Consider the following 19,265-nt stretch of genomic DNA (forward strand, 5'->3'; position numbering starts at 1 on the left):
TTAAGCTAGTGTAAAGTTCAGTAAAGTTGATCCCAGATGAATATAAAGCGGTTAATCTCCCCCTATGAAAAATGAAAAATACAAAATCTTATTAGTAGACGACGACGAAACCTTATGTGCCTTGCTAAGTGAATTTTTGCAAGAAGAAGGGTTTGATGTTGAGACGTTGCATACCGGCGATGCCGCCACCCAGCGCTTATTGCAAAGGGATGATATTGATACTGTCGTGCTTGATATCATGATGCCAGGTATGTCCGGCCTGGATGTATTGCGCAGCGTGCGCGCAAAGCGTCAGGTGCCAATACTCATGCTTACAGGTCGAGGGGACGACATTGACAGAATAGTCGGACTTGAGATGGGTGCCGATGACTATCTAGGGAAACCGTGCAACCCTCGTGAACTCAGCGCGCGCATTAAGGCAATTATTCGTCGCACAGAAAACTCCCTTGGCAATGGTGTTGAAACAAAGCCTATAGTGCATACTCAGTTACACGGTATCAAACTAGATACTGGCACACGTACTGCCTTGGTAAATAACAATCCGTTGCCGCTAACCAGTGCCGAATTTAATGCGTTAAGTTTATTAATGACCCGCGCAGGGCAAACGATAACGAAACAAGATATGACCCAAGAAGTATTGAACCGTCCCCTTGAGGCGTACGATCGCGCGATGGACGTACACATCAGCCGCATACGCCAAAAGCTATCTGCAGAGGGGATCAATGATGTGATTAAGTCAATCCGCGGTGTCGGTTATCAAATGCTAACCGAACAACAACCAAACCAAGACGACAACTAAAGATGCAAAAGTTTAGTGCGTTATTGGCATCAGCGTATCAAAAGCTAGGTTTTAAACGCCTGTTTTGGCGCATTTTTATTTGTTTTTGGTTATCAAGTTTATTGGTGATGATTGCTACAGGCTTTGTAATCATTAGTAAGTATTCCTCTGAAGACTACACCAAGCGCTATAACAATGATGTGCTCACACAGGCAGAGCGAATTGTATGGCGATACGAACAATCAGTCACCTCAGCAACTAACCGTTCAATCAAATTAAAGAATTGGATCACAAAACGAGAAAATCGCCGAGGGCATTTACTGCCCATGCTGATAAAAGATGAAACAAACCAAGGCATTTATCAATATCGATTTAACAAAGTAAAACCAAATGAACGCCTAGAGTATTCAGTATTAGGGCCTTCAGGGCGCTTCTATCAGGTCTTCAGTAAAAAACCGCAAGCACCCAGAATATATACCCAGTTGATGTATCGTTTTCAATCTTTGCAGTTTGTGTTTATTTTTTTCGCCTCGGCTTTGGTCAGCGCGCTACTCAGTTGGAGCATCACACGACCTCTAAATGCCCTAGGTTCATTTAGCCGCCGTTATGCCAATGAACAAGAAGTGCCACCTCTGCCCAGAACACTGCTGACCCGCGGAGACGAATTGTCTGATCTAGCCTCTGATATCGAGTTTATGGTCAACAAAACTCACGCTGCCGCTAGTGCGCAGCAGCAATTATTGCACGACGTTTCCCATGAATTACGGGCCCCATTGGCACGCTTGCAAGTATCAGCGGCTTTAATTGAGCAAAAAACACCTGACAACCGTCACGTAAAACAGATCCACAGCGACTGTTTACGCATCGATCAGCTTATCCAACAAATACTGGATTATTCAAAATTAGAGCAAAGCAACCCAAGCCCTGAACCGTGCGATATTGACGCTCTATGCAACCAAGTGATTGATAATATGGCGGTTACCTACCCCGCTGTGCCAGTAGAATATCGCCCAGACAGCAAAGCACAGATAATGGGCTTTGCTGAAGCTTTGCTACAAGCACTAGACAACATTATTGGCAATGCATGTAAGTATTCTTCAAGCGGCGATTTGGTGCAAATAACGACGTTGGATCGCCCGACTAGCGTACTTATTACCGTTCGCGATCATGGGCCAGGCGTAGACGAACAGGAAATGTCTAAGTTACTCCAGCCCTTTTATCGAGCCGGTAATAAGATGCATACCAATGGGTTTGGTTTAGGATTAAGCATCGCCCTTAAAGCCATTCACAAGCATAAAGGCGAATTGCGTATGTCTACCCCAGATGATGGCGGGCTTAGTGTAGAGCTTATTCTACCGAAGGTCGTCATCTAATCTATTCACAAAAGCGAAGTTAATGCGGGCAAGGTGCTCTGCCATGAGAATCTGAGCGTGTTTCGATTTCAGTTCTGACCATGCTTTGCCGCAGCGGTAGATTTCCCCACGCTCAAATCTGTACAAGTAACGCGCTATTTAAAGCCAGTGAACTGTCTTGTAGTTTGTCAATGTCTACACGTTGGCGCTGGGCAATAAGCTTTGTGCCTAGCACATACGCTTTAGCGTGATTTACCGCATCGACGGATAGAAGTTCATCATCGTTAAAATACCAAACAGAAAAGCTCTCAGGATTAACGCGTTCGTGACGCACGACCACCTTGTTATAGCCTTGCGATAACCCTACCATTTGCAATTTCACCGCATATTGATCTGACCAAAACCAAGGTATCGCATTCATTTTTGGCGTTTTAGCACATATTACGGCTGCAACCACTTTGGCTTGCTCAAGGGCGTTTTGCACTGACTCTAAGCGCAGCCAACGCTGATAATGGGTATTGAACTGTGCACAACAATCGCCAATAGCATAAATACTGTCATCACTGGTTTGGTTATTGCCATCGACTGCTATGCCATTGTCAAGTTTCAGCCCTGCCTTTTCAGCTAAATGAGTATTAACGCGCACTCCAACACCCACCACTATGATGTCCGCTGGATATTGGCTGCCATCACTACAACAAACCAGATTTTCGTTGTTATGGGTCTGTATTTCGCTGACGTTTTTAGCATTGAAAACGGCAACACCATTTTCCTGATGCAAGCGATAAAAGTAGTCAGACATATCGGGTGCAGTCACTCTGGCAAGCAAACGAGATTCGCGCTCTAGCACGGTCACCTTTGCGCCGCACAGTTGTAGTGACGCCGCAGCCTCAAGGCCAACATACCCGCCCCCAATCACCACCACGCGTTTTTTTTCACACGCATTAAATGCCTCAGCGATAGCCTGCGCATCTTCAGCAGTGCGAAGCGTGTACAAATGTGCAGCACTGTCTACTCCCGAGATAGGTGGAATAATCGGCTGCGCGCCAGTAGCAAGTACGAGTTGTGTATAAACGTGAGACGTACCATCATCAAGTGTCACGCTTTTTTCACTGGGGTTTACGTCTACCACGGTTACGCCCAACTGTAAGTCTATGTCTGCTTTTTCATAGGCTTGAAGCGGTTTCAGCAATTGGCCCGCAGGTTGATCACTAATAAGATGCTTTTTTGATAGTGGGGGCCGGTGATAAGGCACTCGCTTGTCAGTATCCAGTAACTGAATGCGACCTGAGTATCCTTCTTTGCGTAATGCAAAAGCTAAGTTCACCCCGCCATGACTGGCACCAACAATAATACAAGTCTCTTTGGGAGGCTGAGCGTTCATCATGGTTAATTACCTATTCACTGAGTTATTTAGGCTGACTAACCAGCTACGGTGAGTACCAGCCCATCTAGTTCTGGGGTGATATCAATCTGACAACATAACCGGCTATATTCATCGGCGTCATCGTCAAGCTCAAGCATGTCTTTTTCGATTTCACTGGCTTCACCAACCAAAGAAAATTGCTCTTTTGCCACATGTACGTGGCAGGTAGCACAGGAGCACACTCCGCCGCAATCACCATCAATACCCGCTACGTTATTTTCTACAGCAAGCGCCATTACCGAGCCTGATTCGCCGTGTACCGTGACGGGGATATTGCCTTGCGTAATAAAAGTAATATTTGCCATGTTTTTGGTCCTCTACGTTAATTTGCGCTCGGTTAGTTCAATAACACCGATGCGCCCTATCTTGTCAGTTAGCACGATCGCGGGTGAAATTTAACATTCAGTCGATGAAAACCGACTTTACGTTCAAATTCGCCCAACTGTTCTATGTTCTCTTCAAAATCAACTATGTCGATTGAACCCACCTTGTCTATCAAGGTTTCGATTAACACGCGCATAATTTGCCGAGCATGTGTGGCCCCTAGACAATTGTGATGGCTAAAACCAAAGCTCACATGGGGATTGAGTTTGCGGTCCAGAATGATCTCTTCGGGCGATTCAAACACATTTGCATCGCGATTCGCAGACGCCCAGCAAAGAGAGACGCGCGAATCTGCTTTGATTGCGTGTTCGCACACTGCGCTGTCCTCGGTAGCCACTCTGCCCATTTGTGTTAATGGCGCAAAATAGCGAATGAGTTCCTCAATTGCGCGGCCGATAATGGCAGGCTCATTTCGTAAACGAGTCAGTGATTCAGGATGCTCAGCAAAATAACTGATTGTGTTGGTCACCGCATTAATGACCGTATCTCGCCCACCAGCGAACGTTAAAATCATAATTCCTTTAATTTCTTCATGAGTGAGCTTTTTCCCATCCACCTCCGCTGCCAACAATACTGAGTACAAGTCACCCTCAAGGTCAGCACGAGAGGCGTTAATCTTTTCATCAATGTAATCGTATAAAAGCCCTGCTTTGTCTTTGTCTAACGGGTCATCTTCACTGCGAAATACATGAGTGCCCCAACCGATCCAGATATCGGCCTCGCTGGCATTGGTGTTAAGCAATAACGTCAATGCACGCGATTGCAAACACAAAGAGAACGCTTCTACTACCTCGATGACACCTTTACTTAAAACGTCATCCACTAGCGTGTTAACCTGTTGACTTAATTGAGCGCGATATTTATCACCCAACGGGCGTTTAAACCAAGGGTCAAGCAATGCGCGAAACGAGCCGTGCATGGGAGGGTCGACTTCAAATGGTATTTGTCGTGTATCTCGAATATTGACCTCAGAAGGGATCACGATGCGACCGGGGGCCGCGCCAGATTGATACGTCTTCCAGTTATGCGCAGCTTTGCGAACGTCCTTTAGGCGCAAAATCATGGTCACGGGATCGTCTTGATCGTTCATGTGCGCACAGCCATTGGCCTCACGGGCATCAGTAAACGGATCAGGAGATTGGTATTTTTTCATTCTTCGCCTCAAATAAGCTATTGAGTTGATAACAACTACTTAACATCTTGAGAGCTATTTTAAGTGCCAAAACATGAGATAAATACCGACATTCAAACTAAAAGTGTCATATTTCAGCCATCATTTTTTAGAAAATTGTCAAATTTAACGATATTTATCATAAAAACATCACACCAACACAATGGTAAGCATGCAAAAGAATACGAAGTGATAAAACCGCTTATATACCGTCTCTGGTTTCGGCATTTTGTGCCCGGCGGTGTAGATCACTGCGATATTGATACGGTGTGACGCCATAGTATTTTTTAAAATGCGCGATAAAATGTGACGGGCTCGAAAATGCCATTTCATAGCTGATTTGAGTGACTGAATATTTGCTCTGGCTCAACATTCGCGCCCCGTGATACAGCTTGTGCTGCAAAATATAATTAGCATAAGTGTGACGGAACACACGCTTAAACAAACGGGAAAAATGAGAAGTGGATAAATGACATTTTTCGGCAGCCTCTGCCACTGACAAATTAACGTATTCATCGTGTTTAAATAGTTTTATCACCGGCATTAAGCGTGAATAACCTTGCACATGACGTAAGGTATGCTCGGTATTTTGTTCAACTTGTTGCGCTTGATCTGCTATCCACAGCAATAGCAAATTCAACAAGGCCAAGCTTTTTTCACTGCGTGGTTGATGCTCGAAACAGTCTAATAACCAGCGACATTGCTGTTGAATAACAGCGATATTCTGACTGTTCATGCGCAAATGCATCCCTCGATTAAACAAAGGTTTGATTGACTGAAATTGCGTTAACTCAAGAATGTCAGGCACAAATTGAATCAAGTACCAAGACTTTGCCTTAGGGCTTATTTCGTAGTTGTGCACTTCTAATGCAGGCGTCAGCACAATGTCGTTATTAACTAAAACAGAATCCCCTTGACTGGAAAAATAACTACCTTCGATATCTTCAAAGATAATCAGTTCATGCACCTCATGGAAATGCATTAAACAAGAGTACGGTTCCTCGTCTTGGTAGCTGATTTTTTGAATATCAAACAAGTACTCTTTTGCGATACACAAAGGCTCACAGTATATATTTTGCTGCTTCATTCGCCCCTCATTGTTAACAGTACACAAAAACATGCACTAAATAGTCTACCCCTATATTTGATACTTTGTCACCGTAATCTGACATAACCCCTCGGTTAGCTGTGGTCTAATTCTGATACTTTTATAACGTTAGCTAATATTGAGATTGAAATATGACATACGCCCCACGCCAATCAAAAGCCATCGTTTCCAATGGAAAAGGTCAATATGAACAAGTTACGCTAACCGTAATGCCACCCCTAGAAGGCGAAGTGCGGGTTAAGATTCTGGCATCCGGCTTATGCCATACTGACTGGGACTCTATCCAAAATTGGGACAAAACTTTCGTAGTCGGTCACGAAGGTGCTGGTGTGATTGACGCGGTTGGTGAAGGGGTACAGGGTTTAAGCATTGGCGATAAGGTGATCCTTAACTGGTCGATACCCTGTGGACACTGCTTCGCTTGTCAGCAAGGTAACGTACATATTTGTGAAAACCATTCCCCCGTTTGCGGCAACGGATTATGCGGTCACGCTCATGGGGGGGCCACGACGCAAAACGGACATCCTGTCGAACGCTCGTTTCATTTGGGCACCTTGAGTGAATACACTGTGGTCAAAGCTGCAGCTATTGTTAAATTTGAGCATGATATTCCCTTCTCGTCCGCTTCAATCGTTGGTTGCGGCGTAATGACAGGCTATGGCTCTGTGGTCAATGCTGCTCAATTAAAAGCAGGGAGTACGGTGTGCGTTATCGGTTGTGGTGGTGTTGGTTTAAATGTTATTCAAGCCGCACGTATTTCAGGGGCGCGCAAAATTATCGCTATCGACATCAATGAAGAACGATTAGTTCAAGCCAAACAATTTGGCGCAACGCATGGCCTGAAATCGATTCAAGGCGATGTGGATTTCTTACAAATGCGCGATTTGGTGCGGGAAATGACAGACGGTCGCGGGGCAGACTACGCCTTTGAGTGTACGGCGATCCCGGCGCTTGGGTCTGCGCCACTAGCGCTGATCCGCAATGCAGGCACTGCAGTACAAGTCAGCGGTATTGAACAGCGAATTGATTTTAATTGTGAGCTTTTTGAATGGGATAAAATTTACCTTAATCCTTTGTACGGCAAATGTAACCCCCAGGTCGATTTTCCCGCGTTGCTTGATTTGTATGCCAGTGGGCAGCTCAAGCTTGACGAATTAGTCACAAAAACCTACTCACTGGACAACGTAGCAGAGGGATTCGATGATATGTTAAATGGCCGGATCGCCAAAGGTGTGGTTGTGTTTTCTTAGCCTTCGGAAGCAATGGGCTGCTTGTATGAACGCGCTCTAGCATTCATGCACTAACGTTTACTGAGGCCCTTTCTTGCTTACCTCTAGTTACGTGTTAATTATCACTTATTAAAGGAGCTGGCATGCGTCTTTTACGGTTAGAAGTATCAGATCCACAATTTTCACCGGCACACACACGCTTTATTACAATCCACTCTCGTTATTTAGGGGGTCGCCATGATGTCAGTGTATATAACGCAGACACCACACAGCGAGATATCCCCGTGGTGCTTTTGTTGCACGGCGTATACGGAAATCACTGGGTGTGGATGAACCTTGGCGGTGTGCATCAGGTTTACGAGCAACTACGCGCAAACGGTTTAGAAGAGTTTTTATTGGTGATGCCATCAGACGGTGGCGTGTTAGATGGCTCAGCCTACTTGCCGCTTGCCGATAAAGGCAACTATGAACAGTGGATCATGGATGATGTAATTCAGGCCATAAAAGAAGTGTATAGCGCACAGGTGACAGAAAAAAGTCGCTGGTATATCAGTGGATTATCCATGGGAGGTTTCGGAGCATTGCGCCTTGGAGCAAAGTTTCCTGAGCAATTCAGTGGAATATCAGCCCATTCGTCAATTACCCAGCTTGAGGACATGGCCCAATTTGTAGAAACCCCTATGTCATTTTATCGATGTGAGGAACCTCGCGAAGCTGACCTATTACATTGGTTTGATCAAGCCACAGATACACGCCCTCCCCTACGCTTCGATTGTGGCAAGGATGATAGCTTAATCGACTCTAATCGCTGGTTACATCAACAGCTTATTGTGCGAAATATTAGCCACGATTACCAAGAGTATGTAGGCACCCATGAATGGGCTTATTGGCATGAGCATATTGCTAAGAGTTTCAAATGGTTTTCAGCGATTGAAAAGCGCCATAAGTCAGCGCTTAATCACTCGTTCCAGCCGACTTAAGTAAACAAGCATGCCTATAGTAAGGTGTGTAAAAACCGCTCGGGTCTTGGCAGGTAATAGTTGTCATAATTTAAAGACATCACGACCTTGCTCGCGCGGCCAATAATTTCGTCTCGGGGAATTAAACCAATGACCCGAGAATCTGCGCTATTGTCTCGGTTATCTCCCATGGCTAAATAGTAATCAGCGGGGATAGTCAGCGGTGCAAAACTAGATAGCCGAGAGCCGTTATTCGCCACGCGAATTCGGTGTTGCACACCCAGTAGATTTTCAGTTACTTCACTAAAATACTCTTTTGCAGCCTTGTTTTCATAACTCAACGGTTGTTGATTGATATATACCACGTTGTCAATCATCGCTATCGTATCACCAGGTATCCCTACGACCCGCTTTACCAAACGTTTATCTGCTGGTGCTGAGTCAAACACGATAATGTCCCCACGTATTGGGTCGGCGAGTTTTAACAGGGAGTAATTCACGAACGGCGTACTGACATCATAGGCAAGCTTGTTGACCCAAATACGGTCTCCTTCGACGATAGTAGGTTGCATAGAGCCAGTGGGTACTTCGTTCCAATCCGCTATGGCGCTCCTAAAAACGCACATAAGCACAATAAATAACAGCACAGATTTGTTATCTCTGTAGAGATTTATTAAATACAGTTTCATGGCTATCCTCATTCTCACTTTTTTACAGGGACGTTGTTTAAGGGACGCTGGCTGCTGCCTAGCAGCAAGAGAAAACAATGTCATGCGAGCTATTAATATGGCAGCTAACCCACAACACATTGATGTCACTTTGTTACGAATGGTGTCAAGCAAGTGATTTGCATCATAATATTAGCCTTCAGCCATAGATTCTAACTAACACAGTTCTCGTCACTGAGCGCTTTTGCTCCGACGCGCTTAGCCTCTCAACACATAAAAGCGAACATAAAACAGGCAATTACCTCTACCGATGTAAATTGACTCATGTAATAATTGTTTCAACTATAAAGCCATTGGCAACAGTAACGGAGACAACCTTTGAATTCGGGGTTCCCACTCGTAAAGGTAAGTGCATGGTTAACATTATTTTTCGCGCTGTGTTCACTGTTCAGTGTTGATGCTCAGGTAAACATAAGTTCACTCCCCAGTGATAGCGAGGCCGTACCAAACGTAACTACACTCGAACGCGCAATCGAGCAAGCACGTAAACAAGGTAATATCACCCAAGCAGAGAGACTGACGGGTGAGTTTCATCAGTTGGCCTTAGCGGAAAACGCGCCCATTTCTATTGCGGATAGCTATTTTCAACAAGCGCGCAACGCCATGGAGCGCAATAACTATGAGCCGGCACATGATCTGCTCAATCAAGCCATTCGTCTGTATGAGAGCCAAGATAATCAGGTAGGTCTAGCCAAAGCTTACCGTCAGCTTGGGCTAACCTATCGTTACCAATCAAATTACCCTCAAGCCTTGGAATATATTTATTTGGCTATGCAAATCAGTCAGCAATTAAAAGACCAGTCGGCAATAGCGTCCACCTATAACAGTATTGGCTTAGTGCTTGAGAAAATGGGTCTACTTGAAGGGGCTGCCCAGGCACATCAGCAAGCGCTCGAATTGCATTACGAATTAGAAAACAAAGACGGTATCGCCAGTGCCCTTTATAACTTAGGCGATCTTCGCAGGTTGATGGGCGACCACATGCTAGCGCTAAGCTACTTCAACGATGCCCTAGCGATCGATTTGGCATCAGGAGGGAAAAAATACATTGCCTACAGTCATAATAAAGTGGGTTATCAATACATTGAATTAGGTGACTACCAAAAAGCGCACGAGCATCTTAATACAGCCTTAACCTTATTCAAACACATTCAAGCGCCTCGGGATACCGATTGGGCGTTGACCTCAATAGCAAGATTAGAAATGGAATTAGGCAACCTAGAACAGTCCCGAGTGCTGTTAGACGGGGTTATCGAGCGAGCGATTAAACATAATTACAAAAGTTTATTGGTTGACGCCTATCGACTTTCAGCCAGCTTAGCCCTAAAAAGTGACGATACGAAATTAGCGATTCAGCATATAGATGCCGGAGTGGTGCAAGCACGGAGCAACAACGAAACACATGATGAAGCACTGTTAGAAGCACTTCGCGTACAAGCGTATATTAAAGAAGATGCGTTAAGGCTAGCCTTTGATGCATTGCTGGCACAAAAGAAACTCGAAGATGAAACGCTGAACGCTAGTCGCATCAATACGATTGCCACATTACAGTCACAAGCAGAGTTTGTGCGCCGTGCTCAACAAATTAAACTGCTCGAACAAGAAAAAGCGTTAAGCAAAGTTAAACAAGAACAAGCCGAGTTAGGCAGAAACGTTAGTATCGCTGGCGTAGCGGGCAGCTTTGTACTGTTTGTGTTGATTTACAGTCGTATAAATCAGCGTAATTTGAATAAACGCTTAACCCGAGAAGTCGCTCTTCGCACAACTGAATTAGAACAAAAGAACATAGAGTTACAAGCGGCCTATCAAGAAGTGGAGGCAATCAGTCTAACAGACAAGTTAACCGGAGTGCATAACCGGCGCTTTTTAGAGAATCAAATTGGCGCAGATTTAGAAAAAAGTCAGCGTGTTTACGCCGATTGGCATGATGGCAAAACGCCCCTACCTCAACAAGCCGACATAGTCGTCTTCATGATCGACATGGATCATTTCAAACGCGTAAATGATGAACACGGTCACGGCGCGGGGGATGTAGTGCTACAACAACTTACCCAACGATTGGCATTAGTATTCAGGCAATCAGATTATATCGTGCGCTGGGGGGGCGAAGAATTTGTAGGCGTAGCGCGTTTTATTGACCGCTCCGACGCTGGTAAATTAGCTCAGCGACTGTTACATGAGGTGGGTGCTACCCCCTTTACTTTGCCAAGCGGAGTATCAATATATAACACCTGCTCTGTGGGCTACGCCTGTTTCCCGAGCGCTATACAACAGGCCCAAGCAAGTGATTGGCAAACCTTAATTGCCTTGGCGGATACCTGTTTATACGAAGCAAAAAACAACGGGCGCAATGCTTGGGTTGGCATCGAGTGCATTGATGCGCCAAGCGCGAACATCACTGACATCGCTACAACTTATTTCGAATCAGGGGCCGATAAAAATAAACTCAAAGTGGTTACCTCATACGCACGACATAATTTATAGCTGTTCGCACTTTCACCGCACAACAGCACTCGGTTGATATTTAAGTGTTCAATATATAACAGTGATGATCATGTAACATTTCTATTGACTCGTACCACACCTATCCCCATGTTAATTTTTTGATTATGTAAATGAACATTAATCTTACTTTGAGATGTATACCTTAATTTCAAAGCTCCACACGACAGAACAGGACAAGAAATGAATAAAAGCAAACAGTTATTTACCCACATTTCATCAGATGGCGAACTAAACATTCATTTGAAAGACGTTGACGTGCCATCACCCAAGGCCCACGAAATTGTGGTTAAAATGCAAGCCTCGCCTATTAATCCATCCGATATGTGGCCTATGTTTGGCCCAGCTGACCTATCTAAAGCACAATTGAGTGACGATAAAACCACACTTAGTGCACCTATTCATAAAGGCATGTTAGGGCGTGTTAAATCACGTTTAGACCAAACCTTACCTATCGGAAATGAAGGGGCTGGTGTTGTCGTAGCTGCCGGTGATAGCGAACAGGCGCAAGCATTAATCGGCAAAACAGTCGCTGTACTTACTGGCGCCTGTTATACCCAATATACATGTGTACCAGTGCAAGCGTGTATCGCACATCATGACGATACAACACCATTAGCAGCAGCCTCTTCATTTGTTAACCCGCTGACGGCATTAGGTATGGTAGAAACCATGCGCATGGAAGGGCACACGGCATTGGTGCATACCGCAGCAGCGTCAAGCCTTGGTATTATGCTAAATAAAATATGTCTTGCGGAAGGTGTGCAGTTAGTAAATATTGTACGCAAGCAAGAACAAGTTGATTTATTAACCAAAATTGGCGCCAAGTACGTTGTCAATTCATCAAGTGATAGTTACAAGAAAGATTTATACAAAGCAATTGAAGCTACCGGTGCAACGCTCGCATTTGATGCCATTGGCGGTGGAGAATTAGCAAGCGATATATTAAGCACAATGGAAGCAGTTGGTAGTAAAGATGCCACTGGTTTTAATACTTACGGTTCGACAGATAACAAACAAGTCTACATTTATGGGGGTCTAGACTTCTCACCTACTACATTGAACCGCGCATTTGGCATGACATGGAGTATCGGTGGCTGGTTATTGATGCGCTTTTTAGGCAAATTGGATGCGCCAAAAGTCGCTGAATTACACAAGCGTGTAGCGGATGAAATCAATACCACATTTGCGATTGAGTCTAGCGTAGAGCTTTCTTTTGAAGAGGCGCTCACACCAGAAATTATCGCCAAGTACAACGCGAAATCGACCGGTGGGAAATACATCATTAACCCAAATAAAGCGTAATCGTCAGCACGCTTGTAATAAGGGCTAAGTGAATTAGCCCTTATATTGCCATCAATCTGTTTCGTGCAATGGCGTTGCTTAAGTGTCGTTGTCATGATCCGCTGCATAATCATCAACTTTCTTGGTTTATTTCTAGCACTGATTTTCGAATTAATTGAAATAGCCCCAATCTCATGAAAGACTTTCAAAAATTATTTGAAAGCAATATCTAGATGAAAAACATTCAAGACCTACGTTTATTTTGCGAAACCGCGCAACAAGGTAGTTTGTCAGCCTGTGCCAGAAAAATGGACATATCGCCTGCTGTGGTCAGCGCGTCGCTAAAACGCCTTGAAGCTGATTTAGGCGTTCTGTTGTTTATTCGCTCAACACGAAATCTACGCTTAACGCAAAAAGGTGAACAATTTTTGCGTCACTGCAAAAATGCGCTGGCGATATTGGATGAAGCCACCACGCAAATCCACAGTGAAGACGAAGAATTAAGGGGTGTAATACAGTTGTCAGCACCGTCAGATATGGGGCGCAATCTATTGCTTCCCTGGCTTGATAACTTTATGGAAGCACATCCAAGAGTCGAAGTACGTTTGCAACTATCAGACAGCCCAGCCGATTTATACAGTCAACCCGTAGATTTAGCGCTTCGGTATGGGAAACCAAAGGATTCTGGATTTATTGCTATTCCAATTGCTCCCAATAACGTACCTGTCTTATGCGCATCACCAAGTTACATTAATCAATTCGGTTCACCTACGACCTTGCAACAACTCACGGAGCACAATTGCTTGTGCCACGGTCACAATGACACCCTACATACCCGCTGGACGTTCAGCAAGGAGAGTAAACAAGCCAGTGTCGATGTAACAGGAGATCGCCAATGTAAAGACGGTGACATCACCCGGAAATGGGCAGTCGCGGGCAAAGGAATTGCCCGCAAATCGAAGCTAGATGTTATTCAAGATTTAATACACGGACGCTTAGTAGAGATCAATATCGATGGCTGGCATGGGGAAACATTCCCTTTAAACCTCATTTGCGCCGAAAGGCGCATATTAAGCCCCACAGTCAATGCATTTAAACTACATTTGTTGGAAAACGTGACGGCGCTGTTTAATCAACTTAAATAGCGCTGACACGATGTAGTAGCACGCGCCAACCAATTTAGGATAGAAAAGTATTGGTATTTAAGCGATACCCTACCCCTTTGACGGTGAGTATCCATCTAGGATTGTCAGGGTCTACTTCAACTTTTTTACGCAAAAGGTGCATATATTGGTATAAGTCTGACTTGTTGGCACGGCGAGTGTCTGGCCATAAATTTTCGATGATCTTTTCGGTGCTGCACACATGATCGTGCACCTGAGCCAATATGGTAAACAGTTTAAATTCTTTCGCCGTCAGCATAATGTTTTTGCCATGACAGTGCACCGTTCTACTGTTGTTATCGATAACAAATGGCCCTAAAACAAAACTCATTTCTTCATCGGGCAAGAAATCTTTTAACACTTGAGCAGTATGATGACTTCGCTCGAGACCTAAAATAGCGGAGATACCTCGCCGATCAATGGCACTTCTTCTCTCCTTGTGACGCCTTTCGTCTCTCAGGGTACTATGGTTCACGCTAATCTGAGGCAAGTAACTGTCTAACTTTGCAATTAAATCGACATCAGTAAAGTATTCGATCCAAGGTAGGCGATCAGTAAGCTTTGAATTACATTGATTCAAAACTGCACACACAGGGATTTTATAGACATGATTAATTCGGTGCAGTACCTCAACGTGTGATGCTAAAAGTTCTGCCCTAATTGTGCGTAAATCTATTAATACCACTTTACATACGCGGCTAACCAAGTCGAGCGAAAGCGGGTCGTTTAAGGACACTGAGCGAAATGAAAAATGGTTGGCTACGCTTAATCCGGTCAACACGCCAATTAGAAAGTTGTCATCGGATATTACCAGCATGCCTTGCTGTGCTTGAGAATGCGTCATCATCTAATCCTTTATCTAGATAATCAGACGGACTCAACTCACAAGACAGCATATTTGGGAATAAAAAGCAGAATCCTATCGTAATAATCTCTGATTAATTCACGTCAAACTTTTATTAAAAAGCAAAAAGCGAACCACATAATATAATATTTAATGAATACCGAGACTTAATAGATAAAACTAAATTCTAATCAAGATAAATATTGTAGATTGTAAAGAAAATAGACAGTGACTTTTCAATATATGTAATATTCAGCTTAATTTTATGACTGAATTCTCGCCGAAATTCCCTGTTAAAATATCTTCCCGAAAATAAACTTCAACCTAACCTTAGCAATAATTAAAGAGAAAATAACAAGTTGCATCCAATTACCTAGCAAGAGAACTTTAATTACCCAAAAAATTAAAGCTATTAATCTTGTACTGTCGCAAAAAAGTAATTTTAAGGTGTTTTTAATGTGCTCTTAATGGAATTTTCAGCTACCAATTAACTACAGTCATTGCGGGAGAAAAAGAACAGGACACAGTTCCCTTTCCCTTTGTATATTTTTGAATATTAAGCGTTGCTATTTCCAGTGAGATTTTCCGTGAATGGTAACAAATCGTTTTTTAATGGAGCATAAAAGATGAAAGTATTTAATAAAAGCTTATTAGCAGCAAGCATGACAATCATACTCGGTTCAGCAACCAGTGTGTGGGCAAACCCAACAAACACCGCCACGGAAGTGGCTGAATCTCAAACAGCAACGGCAAGTGCTGATAGCACCGGCGACTCATCAGCAGCAGCAAACGAAAATTCTACTGCCAACACAGACAACAGCACTGATTCTTCCGATAACAGCGATGCAAGTTCTGCATCAGGCAGCGAAGTTGCCGCCAACAACGGCAGTATGGCAGCAACGGATAATAGCGATAACTCGGACAATTCGGACGCGTCTGATAACAGTGACAATTCTGACAACAGCGATAATAGCGATGGTAGTTCCGCGTCAGGCAGCGAAGTAGCGGCTAACAACGGCAGTATGGCGGCCACTGATAACAGCGACAATTCTGATAACTCGGATAATTCAGATAATTCGGACAACTCAGATAACAGCGATATGAGTGACGGCAGCTACGCATCGTCTACTGAGTCTGCTGCGAATAATGGCAGTACCGCTATGACTGATCGCTCTGATAACTCAGATAACAGCGACAACTCAGACAACAGCGATAACAGTGATGGCAGTGCAGCATCGGCTACCGATGCGGCAGCAAATAATGGCAGTATGGCCATGAGCGATCGTTCGGACAACTCTGATAACAGTAATAATTCAGATAATTCGGATAACAGTGATAACTCGGACAATTCGGATAATTCGGACAGCAGTGACGGCAGCTACGCCTCAGCCACGGACTCTGCGGCAAATAACGGCAGTACAGCCATGACAGACCGTTCAGACAACTCTGACAACAGCAACAACTCAGACAATTCTGATAACTCTGATAGCTCATCGTCAGACAGCAGTGACAATAGCTACGCTATGGGAACTGAAGCTACTGCGAACAATGGCAGCATGGCAATGAGTGATCGCTCTGATAATTCAGATAACAGTGACAATTCAGATAACAGTGATAATTCTGACAACAGCAACAATAGCGATAACAGCTATGCTTCTGCGTCTGATGCTGCAGCAAATGGCGGTAGCACTGCCACTTCTGATCGCTCTGACAACAGCATGGCCAACGCCAGCGCTATGGGCTCGGCAGCTGCGAACGGTGGCAGTACCGCGTCAGCTGACAACAGTGACAGCAGCGATAACAGTTATGCAAGTGCAAGTGCCATGGGTGCCGCGTCAGCCAATGGTGGCAGCACTGCTAGCACGGACAATAGCGATAACTCTGACAATTCCGATAATAGCGATAACTCTGATAATTCGGACAATTCCGATAATTCCGATAACAGCTATGCTAATTCATCAATGGGTGGCGCATCGGCAAATGGCGGTAGTACTGCAAATGTTGATAATTCGGATAACTCAGACAACTCTGATAATTCCGATAATAGCGATAATAGTGATAACAGCTATGCAAATGCAGCTGAAGGCGGTGCTTCCGCTAACGGAGGCAGTACTGCCACGGTAGACAACAGTGATAGCAGCGACAATAGCGATAACAGTGACAATAGTTACGCGAATGCCGCAGAAGGTGGTGCATCGGCGAATGGTGGTAGCACGGCATCAGTCGATAACAGTGACAATAGCGATAATAGCGATAATAGCGACAATAGCTCTGCATGGTCTGAGGGCTGGGGTACATCGGCGGCAAACAATGGTGGTGTTGCTACAACAACATATAGCGTCAATGAATCCAACCTAACGGGGTCTGTTACTGGCAACTATGTCACTTATAGCTTCGATAATCAGTCAACGATAGCAAGTAACAATAGCATGTCCGATACCTTCAACGGAACCGCGGGTATTAACCAAAACGTGCAGAACTTGGGTCACAACGCCCTGGCACAACAACAAGTATCTTTCCAAGGAAATGTAAATGTGAACCCTCAATAACATCGCAATGGTAGGTTTCATTTTAAGGAAATATAAGTTGCTGGCACTATGCCAGCAACTTATTAAAAAAGGACACGGGCTATGAAGAAAATATCTAACATTACTAGTGTATTTATTCTATTTCCCTTACTGATGCTAGTTTCATTTTATAGCGATGCGCAACCCGCAATAGATGAGATAGCACCTGTTTTACTTGATGATTTAGACCAAGAGCGTGGAATGGGCGGCGTCGTTGATGTCACCAATAACACCCATTTAGAAGCCATTTTAACGGACAACTACAACGCCAACAGTATAACGGGGAATAATTCAATCGATCGAGGATCATTTAATGATGCTTCTGGCGTGTTTTCCATCATTCAAAACACCGGCAACAACGTCATTATTCAAGAATCGACCATCATCACAGTCACCATCGCACCTAATTAACGGATGAATAGGCGTACTATGAGACTTTTACTGTGTTTAGCCATGTTATTTACCACCTGCCCAGCTTTGAGCGGTCTGGTTGATTTTAATGGTCAGTTTTCTATTAAAGTCACCAGTATCAGCGAGCTTCGCTTTAAAACGATTTACAAGCAAAAATATGACTTCAGCTGTGGTTCAGCAACACTTGCAAGCTTACTGTCGTTCCACTACAACGACCAAGTGAATGAACTAAGTGTATTCAAAGATATGTTTGAACACGGAAATAAAGAGAAGATTAAGCATCAAGGGTTTTCATTACTTGATATGAAGCAGTACCTCGCACGCAGAGGTTACCGTTCAAATGGCTTTAAAATCTCATTGGAACAGCTTTCCAGCGCGCAACTTCCTGCTATTACCATAATCAATAACAATGGTTATATGCATTTTGTGATCATAAAAGGCAGCAGTAGCTCTGACGTGCTTGTGGGCGATCCCGCTATTGGTTTGAAATCAATAAAAATGGCGGAATTTATGGAAATGTGGAACAACCGAATATTATTTGTGATTCAGGATTACAAAGACATTGCCGTGAGTCAGTATCAAAGTGATCAGAAAAATGACCACCTAGTTCGCGCCAATTTAGGGCTAGCAGTCGATCATGCCAGTTTAGGACTATTTAACGTATTACAACCCTCTAGTGTTGACTTTTAAGGAACGAGAAATGAAAACACAAAGGCTACTTCAGGGAAAAACGATCTTAATTAGTGCGCTAAGCATCATTTTGATTGCATTGCCGAGTTACGCAAAGAAGGCACCTGACTTGGCTATTGATGAGCTTGACACATTACATTGGCAAGCCGTTTCTGAGGAGAAACTTGCTACATTACGTGGTGGGTTTGTGCTCGGTAATGGTGTGGTGGTTGATCTTAATTTTCAAAAACACCTCTTTCAAAACGGGGAGTTAGTAGGCCACAGCTATTTCCAAACACCGCAAGACTTTACCCAACTGGGCAAAGATGAATTGTCCCTAAGCTCGGTATTGCCCAATAATACGTTCAATACCGTGCTGCAAAACACGCTCGATAATCAAACACTTTCTGCGATAACCAATATTGATATCACCATCAAGAACATTGAGCACGCCAAGCAAGCGTTTGCTCAAGACCAATTATATAACACCTACTTTAACGCACGCGCCCATCACTAGCGGTTGCATTTGAACAGTTAGCTTGTCAATTGATCATGGTGCGCGGACGTAAACGTTAGAATTGATTATTGTGGGCGTTTAGTCTGCTTACTGAAATGCGAGCGCCCAGTATAACGGCCTTAAAAGTAGTGAGTCTCACAGAAACGGCGGTTAAATTAACACCTTTACGCCAA

17 protein-coding genes are annotated in these 19,265 nt (G+C 44.1%); 11 read left to right on the top strand and 6 right to left on the bottom strand.

Translation table 11 applies throughout. The annotated features are described in order from the left end of the window. The first annotated feature begins 64 nt into the window (after positions 1 to 64). Complete coding sequence (locus FX988_RS03690) at positions 65 to 799, top strand: response regulator transcription factor (RefSeq protein WP_160178398.1); 735 nt, start codon at positions 65 to 67, stop codon at positions 797 to 799. A gap of 2 nt (positions 800 to 801) precedes the next feature. Next, a complete protein-coding gene (locus tag FX988_RS03695; protein WP_160178399.1) occupies positions 802 to 2,151 on the top strand; it encodes a sensor histidine kinase in 1,350 nt (449 codons plus the stop codon). 112 nt (positions 2,152 to 2,263) lie between these two features. Here FX988_RS03695 and FX988_RS03700 read toward each other — a convergent pair whose 3' ends face one another. The 4 genes from FX988_RS03700 to FX988_RS03715 all read right to left on the bottom strand — a co-directional run bounded on the left by FX988_RS03700 (position 2,264) and on the right by FX988_RS03715 (position 6,198). Further along, a complete protein-coding gene (locus FX988_RS03700) occupies positions 2,264 to 3,517 on the bottom strand; it encodes an NAD(P)/FAD-dependent oxidoreductase (RefSeq protein ID WP_160178400.1) in 1,254 nt (417 codons plus the stop codon). Between the two features lie 35 nt (positions 3,518 to 3,552). After that, positions 3,553 to 3,861, bottom strand: a complete 309-nt coding sequence (locus tag FX988_RS03705) for a 2Fe-2S iron-sulfur cluster-binding protein (protein WP_160178401.1) — start codon at positions 3,859 to 3,861, stop codon at positions 3,553 to 3,555. 68 nt (positions 3,862 to 3,929) lie between these two features. Next, positions 3,930 to 5,093 carry a cytochrome P450 gene (locus FX988_RS03710; RefSeq protein ID WP_160178402.1) on the bottom strand — a complete coding sequence of 388 codons (1,164 nt, stop codon included), beginning with the start codon at positions 5,091 to 5,093 and terminating at the stop codon, positions 3,930 to 3,932. A 220-nt stretch (positions 5,094 to 5,313) separates the two neighbouring features. Next, positions 5,314 to 6,198: an AraC family transcriptional regulator gene (locus tag FX988_RS03715; RefSeq protein WP_160178403.1), complete on the bottom strand. Its 885-nt coding sequence runs from the start codon at positions 6,196 to 6,198 to the stop codon at positions 5,314 to 5,316. Positions 6,199 to 6,350: 152 nt separating this feature from the next. Between FX988_RS03715 and FX988_RS03720 the strand changes: the two genes are divergently transcribed. Together FX988_RS03720 and FX988_RS03725 are read left to right on the top strand one after the other, a co-directional pair. Continuing rightward, positions 6,351 to 7,469 carry a Zn-dependent alcohol dehydrogenase gene (locus FX988_RS03720; RefSeq protein ID WP_160178404.1) on the top strand — a complete coding sequence of 373 codons (1,119 nt, stop codon included), beginning with the start codon at positions 6,351 to 6,353 and terminating at the stop codon, positions 7,467 to 7,469. A 122-nt stretch (positions 7,470 to 7,591) separates the two neighbouring features. Next, entirely contained in the window at positions 7,592 to 8,428 is an 837-nt protein-coding gene (locus tag FX988_RS03725) for an alpha/beta hydrolase (protein WP_160178405.1), read from the top strand. Between the two features lie 14 nt (positions 8,429 to 8,442). Here FX988_RS03725 and lepB read toward each other — a convergent pair whose 3' ends face one another. After that, a complete protein-coding gene (lepB, locus tag FX988_RS03730) occupies positions 8,443 to 9,096 on the bottom strand; it encodes a signal peptidase I (RefSeq protein WP_160178406.1) in 654 nt (217 codons plus the stop codon). 357 nt (positions 9,097 to 9,453) lie between these two features. Between lepB and FX988_RS03735 the strand changes: the two genes are divergently transcribed. The 3 genes from FX988_RS03735 (at position 9,454) to FX988_RS03745 (ending at position 14,066) form a co-directional block, all read left to right on the top strand. After that, entirely contained in the window at positions 9,454 to 11,619 is a 2,166-nt protein-coding gene (locus FX988_RS03735) for a tetratricopeptide repeat-containing diguanylate cyclase (protein WP_160178407.1), read from the top strand. A 201-nt stretch (positions 11,620 to 11,820) separates the two neighbouring features. Further along, positions 11,821 to 12,942, top strand: a complete 1,122-nt coding sequence (locus tag FX988_RS03740; protein WP_160178408.1) for a zinc-binding dehydrogenase — start codon at positions 11,821 to 11,823, stop codon at positions 12,940 to 12,942. 212 nt (positions 12,943 to 13,154) lie between these two features. Further along, the gene (locus FX988_RS03745) at positions 13,155 to 14,066 is read left to right on the top strand and encodes a LysR family transcriptional regulator (RefSeq protein WP_160178409.1); all 912 of its coding nucleotides are present in this window, start codon (positions 13,155 to 13,157) and stop codon (positions 14,064 to 14,066) included. Between the two features lie 34 nt (positions 14,067 to 14,100). Here FX988_RS03745 and FX988_RS03750 read toward each other — a convergent pair whose 3' ends face one another. Beyond that, positions 14,101 to 14,931 (bottom strand): winged helix-turn-helix domain-containing protein, encoded by an 831-nt coding sequence (locus tag FX988_RS03750; protein ID WP_254700712.1) that lies wholly within the window; start codon positions 14,929 to 14,931, stop codon positions 14,101 to 14,103. A gap of 623 nt (positions 14,932 to 15,554) precedes the next feature. On the opposite strand from FX988_RS03750, the gene FX988_RS03755 reads away from it, so the two are divergent. From FX988_RS03755 to FX988_RS03770, 4 genes are all read left to right on the top strand, one after another. Further along, a complete protein-coding gene (locus tag FX988_RS03755; protein WP_160178410.1) occupies positions 15,555 to 17,477 on the top strand; it encodes a dentin sialophosphoprotein in 1,923 nt (640 codons plus the stop codon). A gap of 81 nt (positions 17,478 to 17,558) precedes the next feature. Then, a complete protein-coding gene (locus tag FX988_RS03760) occupies positions 17,559 to 17,906 on the top strand; it encodes a hypothetical protein (protein ID WP_160178411.1) in 348 nt (115 codons plus the stop codon). 18 nt (positions 17,907 to 17,924) lie between these two features. Continuing rightward, positions 17,925 to 18,596 (top strand): C39 family peptidase, encoded by a 672-nt coding sequence (locus FX988_RS03765; RefSeq protein WP_160178412.1) that lies wholly within the window; start codon positions 17,925 to 17,927, stop codon positions 18,594 to 18,596. Positions 18,597 to 18,606: 10 nt separating this feature from the next. Next, positions 18,607 to 19,092, top strand: coding sequence for a hypothetical protein (locus FX988_RS03770; protein WP_160178413.1), 486 nt, complete (start codon positions 18,607 to 18,609; stop codon positions 19,090 to 19,092). Positions 19,093 to 19,265: the final 173 nt, after the last annotated feature.

The organism is Paraglaciecola mesophila (assembly GCF_009906955.1).
GTDB classification, from domain to species: domain Bacteria; phylum Pseudomonadota; class Gammaproteobacteria; order Enterobacterales; family Alteromonadaceae; genus Paraglaciecola; species Paraglaciecola mesophila_A.

Coding starts and splice junctions, on each gene's coding strand:
- FX988_RS03690 (WP_160178398.1), top strand. CDS start 65: ATGAAAAATGAAAAATACAAAATCTTATTAGTAGACGACGACGAAACC.
- FX988_RS03695 (WP_160178399.1), top strand. CDS start 802: ATGCAAAAGTTTAGTGCGTTATTGGCATCAGCGTATCAAAAGCTAGGT.
- FX988_RS03700 (WP_160178400.1), bottom strand. CDS start 3,517: ATGATGAACGCTCAGCCTCCCAAAGAGACTTGTATTATTGTTGGTGCC.
- FX988_RS03705 (WP_160178401.1), bottom strand. CDS start 3,861: ATGGCAAATATTACTTTTATTACGCAAGGCAATATCCCCGTCACGGTA.
- FX988_RS03710 (WP_160178402.1), bottom strand. CDS start 5,093: ATGAAAAAATACCAATCTCCTGATCCGTTTACTGATGCCCGTGAGGCC.
- FX988_RS03715 (WP_160178403.1), bottom strand. CDS start 6,198: ATGAAGCAGCAAAATATATACTGTGAGCCTTTGTGTATCGCAAAAGAG.
- FX988_RS03720 (WP_160178404.1), top strand. CDS start 6,351: ATGACATACGCCCCACGCCAATCAAAAGCCATCGTTTCCAATGGAAAA.
- FX988_RS03725 (WP_160178405.1), top strand. CDS start 7,592: ATGCGTCTTTTACGGTTAGAAGTATCAGATCCACAATTTTCACCGGCA.
- lepB (WP_160178406.1), bottom strand. CDS start 9,096: ATGAAACTGTATTTAATAAATCTCTACAGAGATAACAAATCTGTGCTG.
- FX988_RS03740 (WP_160178408.1), top strand. CDS start 11,821: ATGAATAAAAGCAAACAGTTATTTACCCACATTTCATCAGATGGCGAA.
- FX988_RS03745 (WP_160178409.1), top strand. CDS start 13,155: ATGAAAAACATTCAAGACCTACGTTTATTTTGCGAAACCGCGCAACAA.
- FX988_RS03750 (WP_254700712.1), bottom strand. CDS start 14,931: ATGATGACGCATTCTCAAGCACAGCAAGGCATGCTGGTAATATCCGAT.
- FX988_RS03755 (WP_160178410.1), top strand. CDS start 15,555: ATGAAAGTATTTAATAAAAGCTTATTAGCAGCAAGCATGACAATCATA.
- FX988_RS03760 (WP_160178411.1), top strand. CDS start 17,559: ATGAAGAAAATATCTAACATTACTAGTGTATTTATTCTATTTCCCTTA.
- FX988_RS03765 (WP_160178412.1), top strand. CDS start 17,925: ATGAGACTTTTACTGTGTTTAGCCATGTTATTTACCACCTGCCCAGCT.
- FX988_RS03770 (WP_160178413.1), top strand. CDS start 18,607: ATGAAAACACAAAGGCTACTTCAGGGAAAAACGATCTTAATTAGTGCG.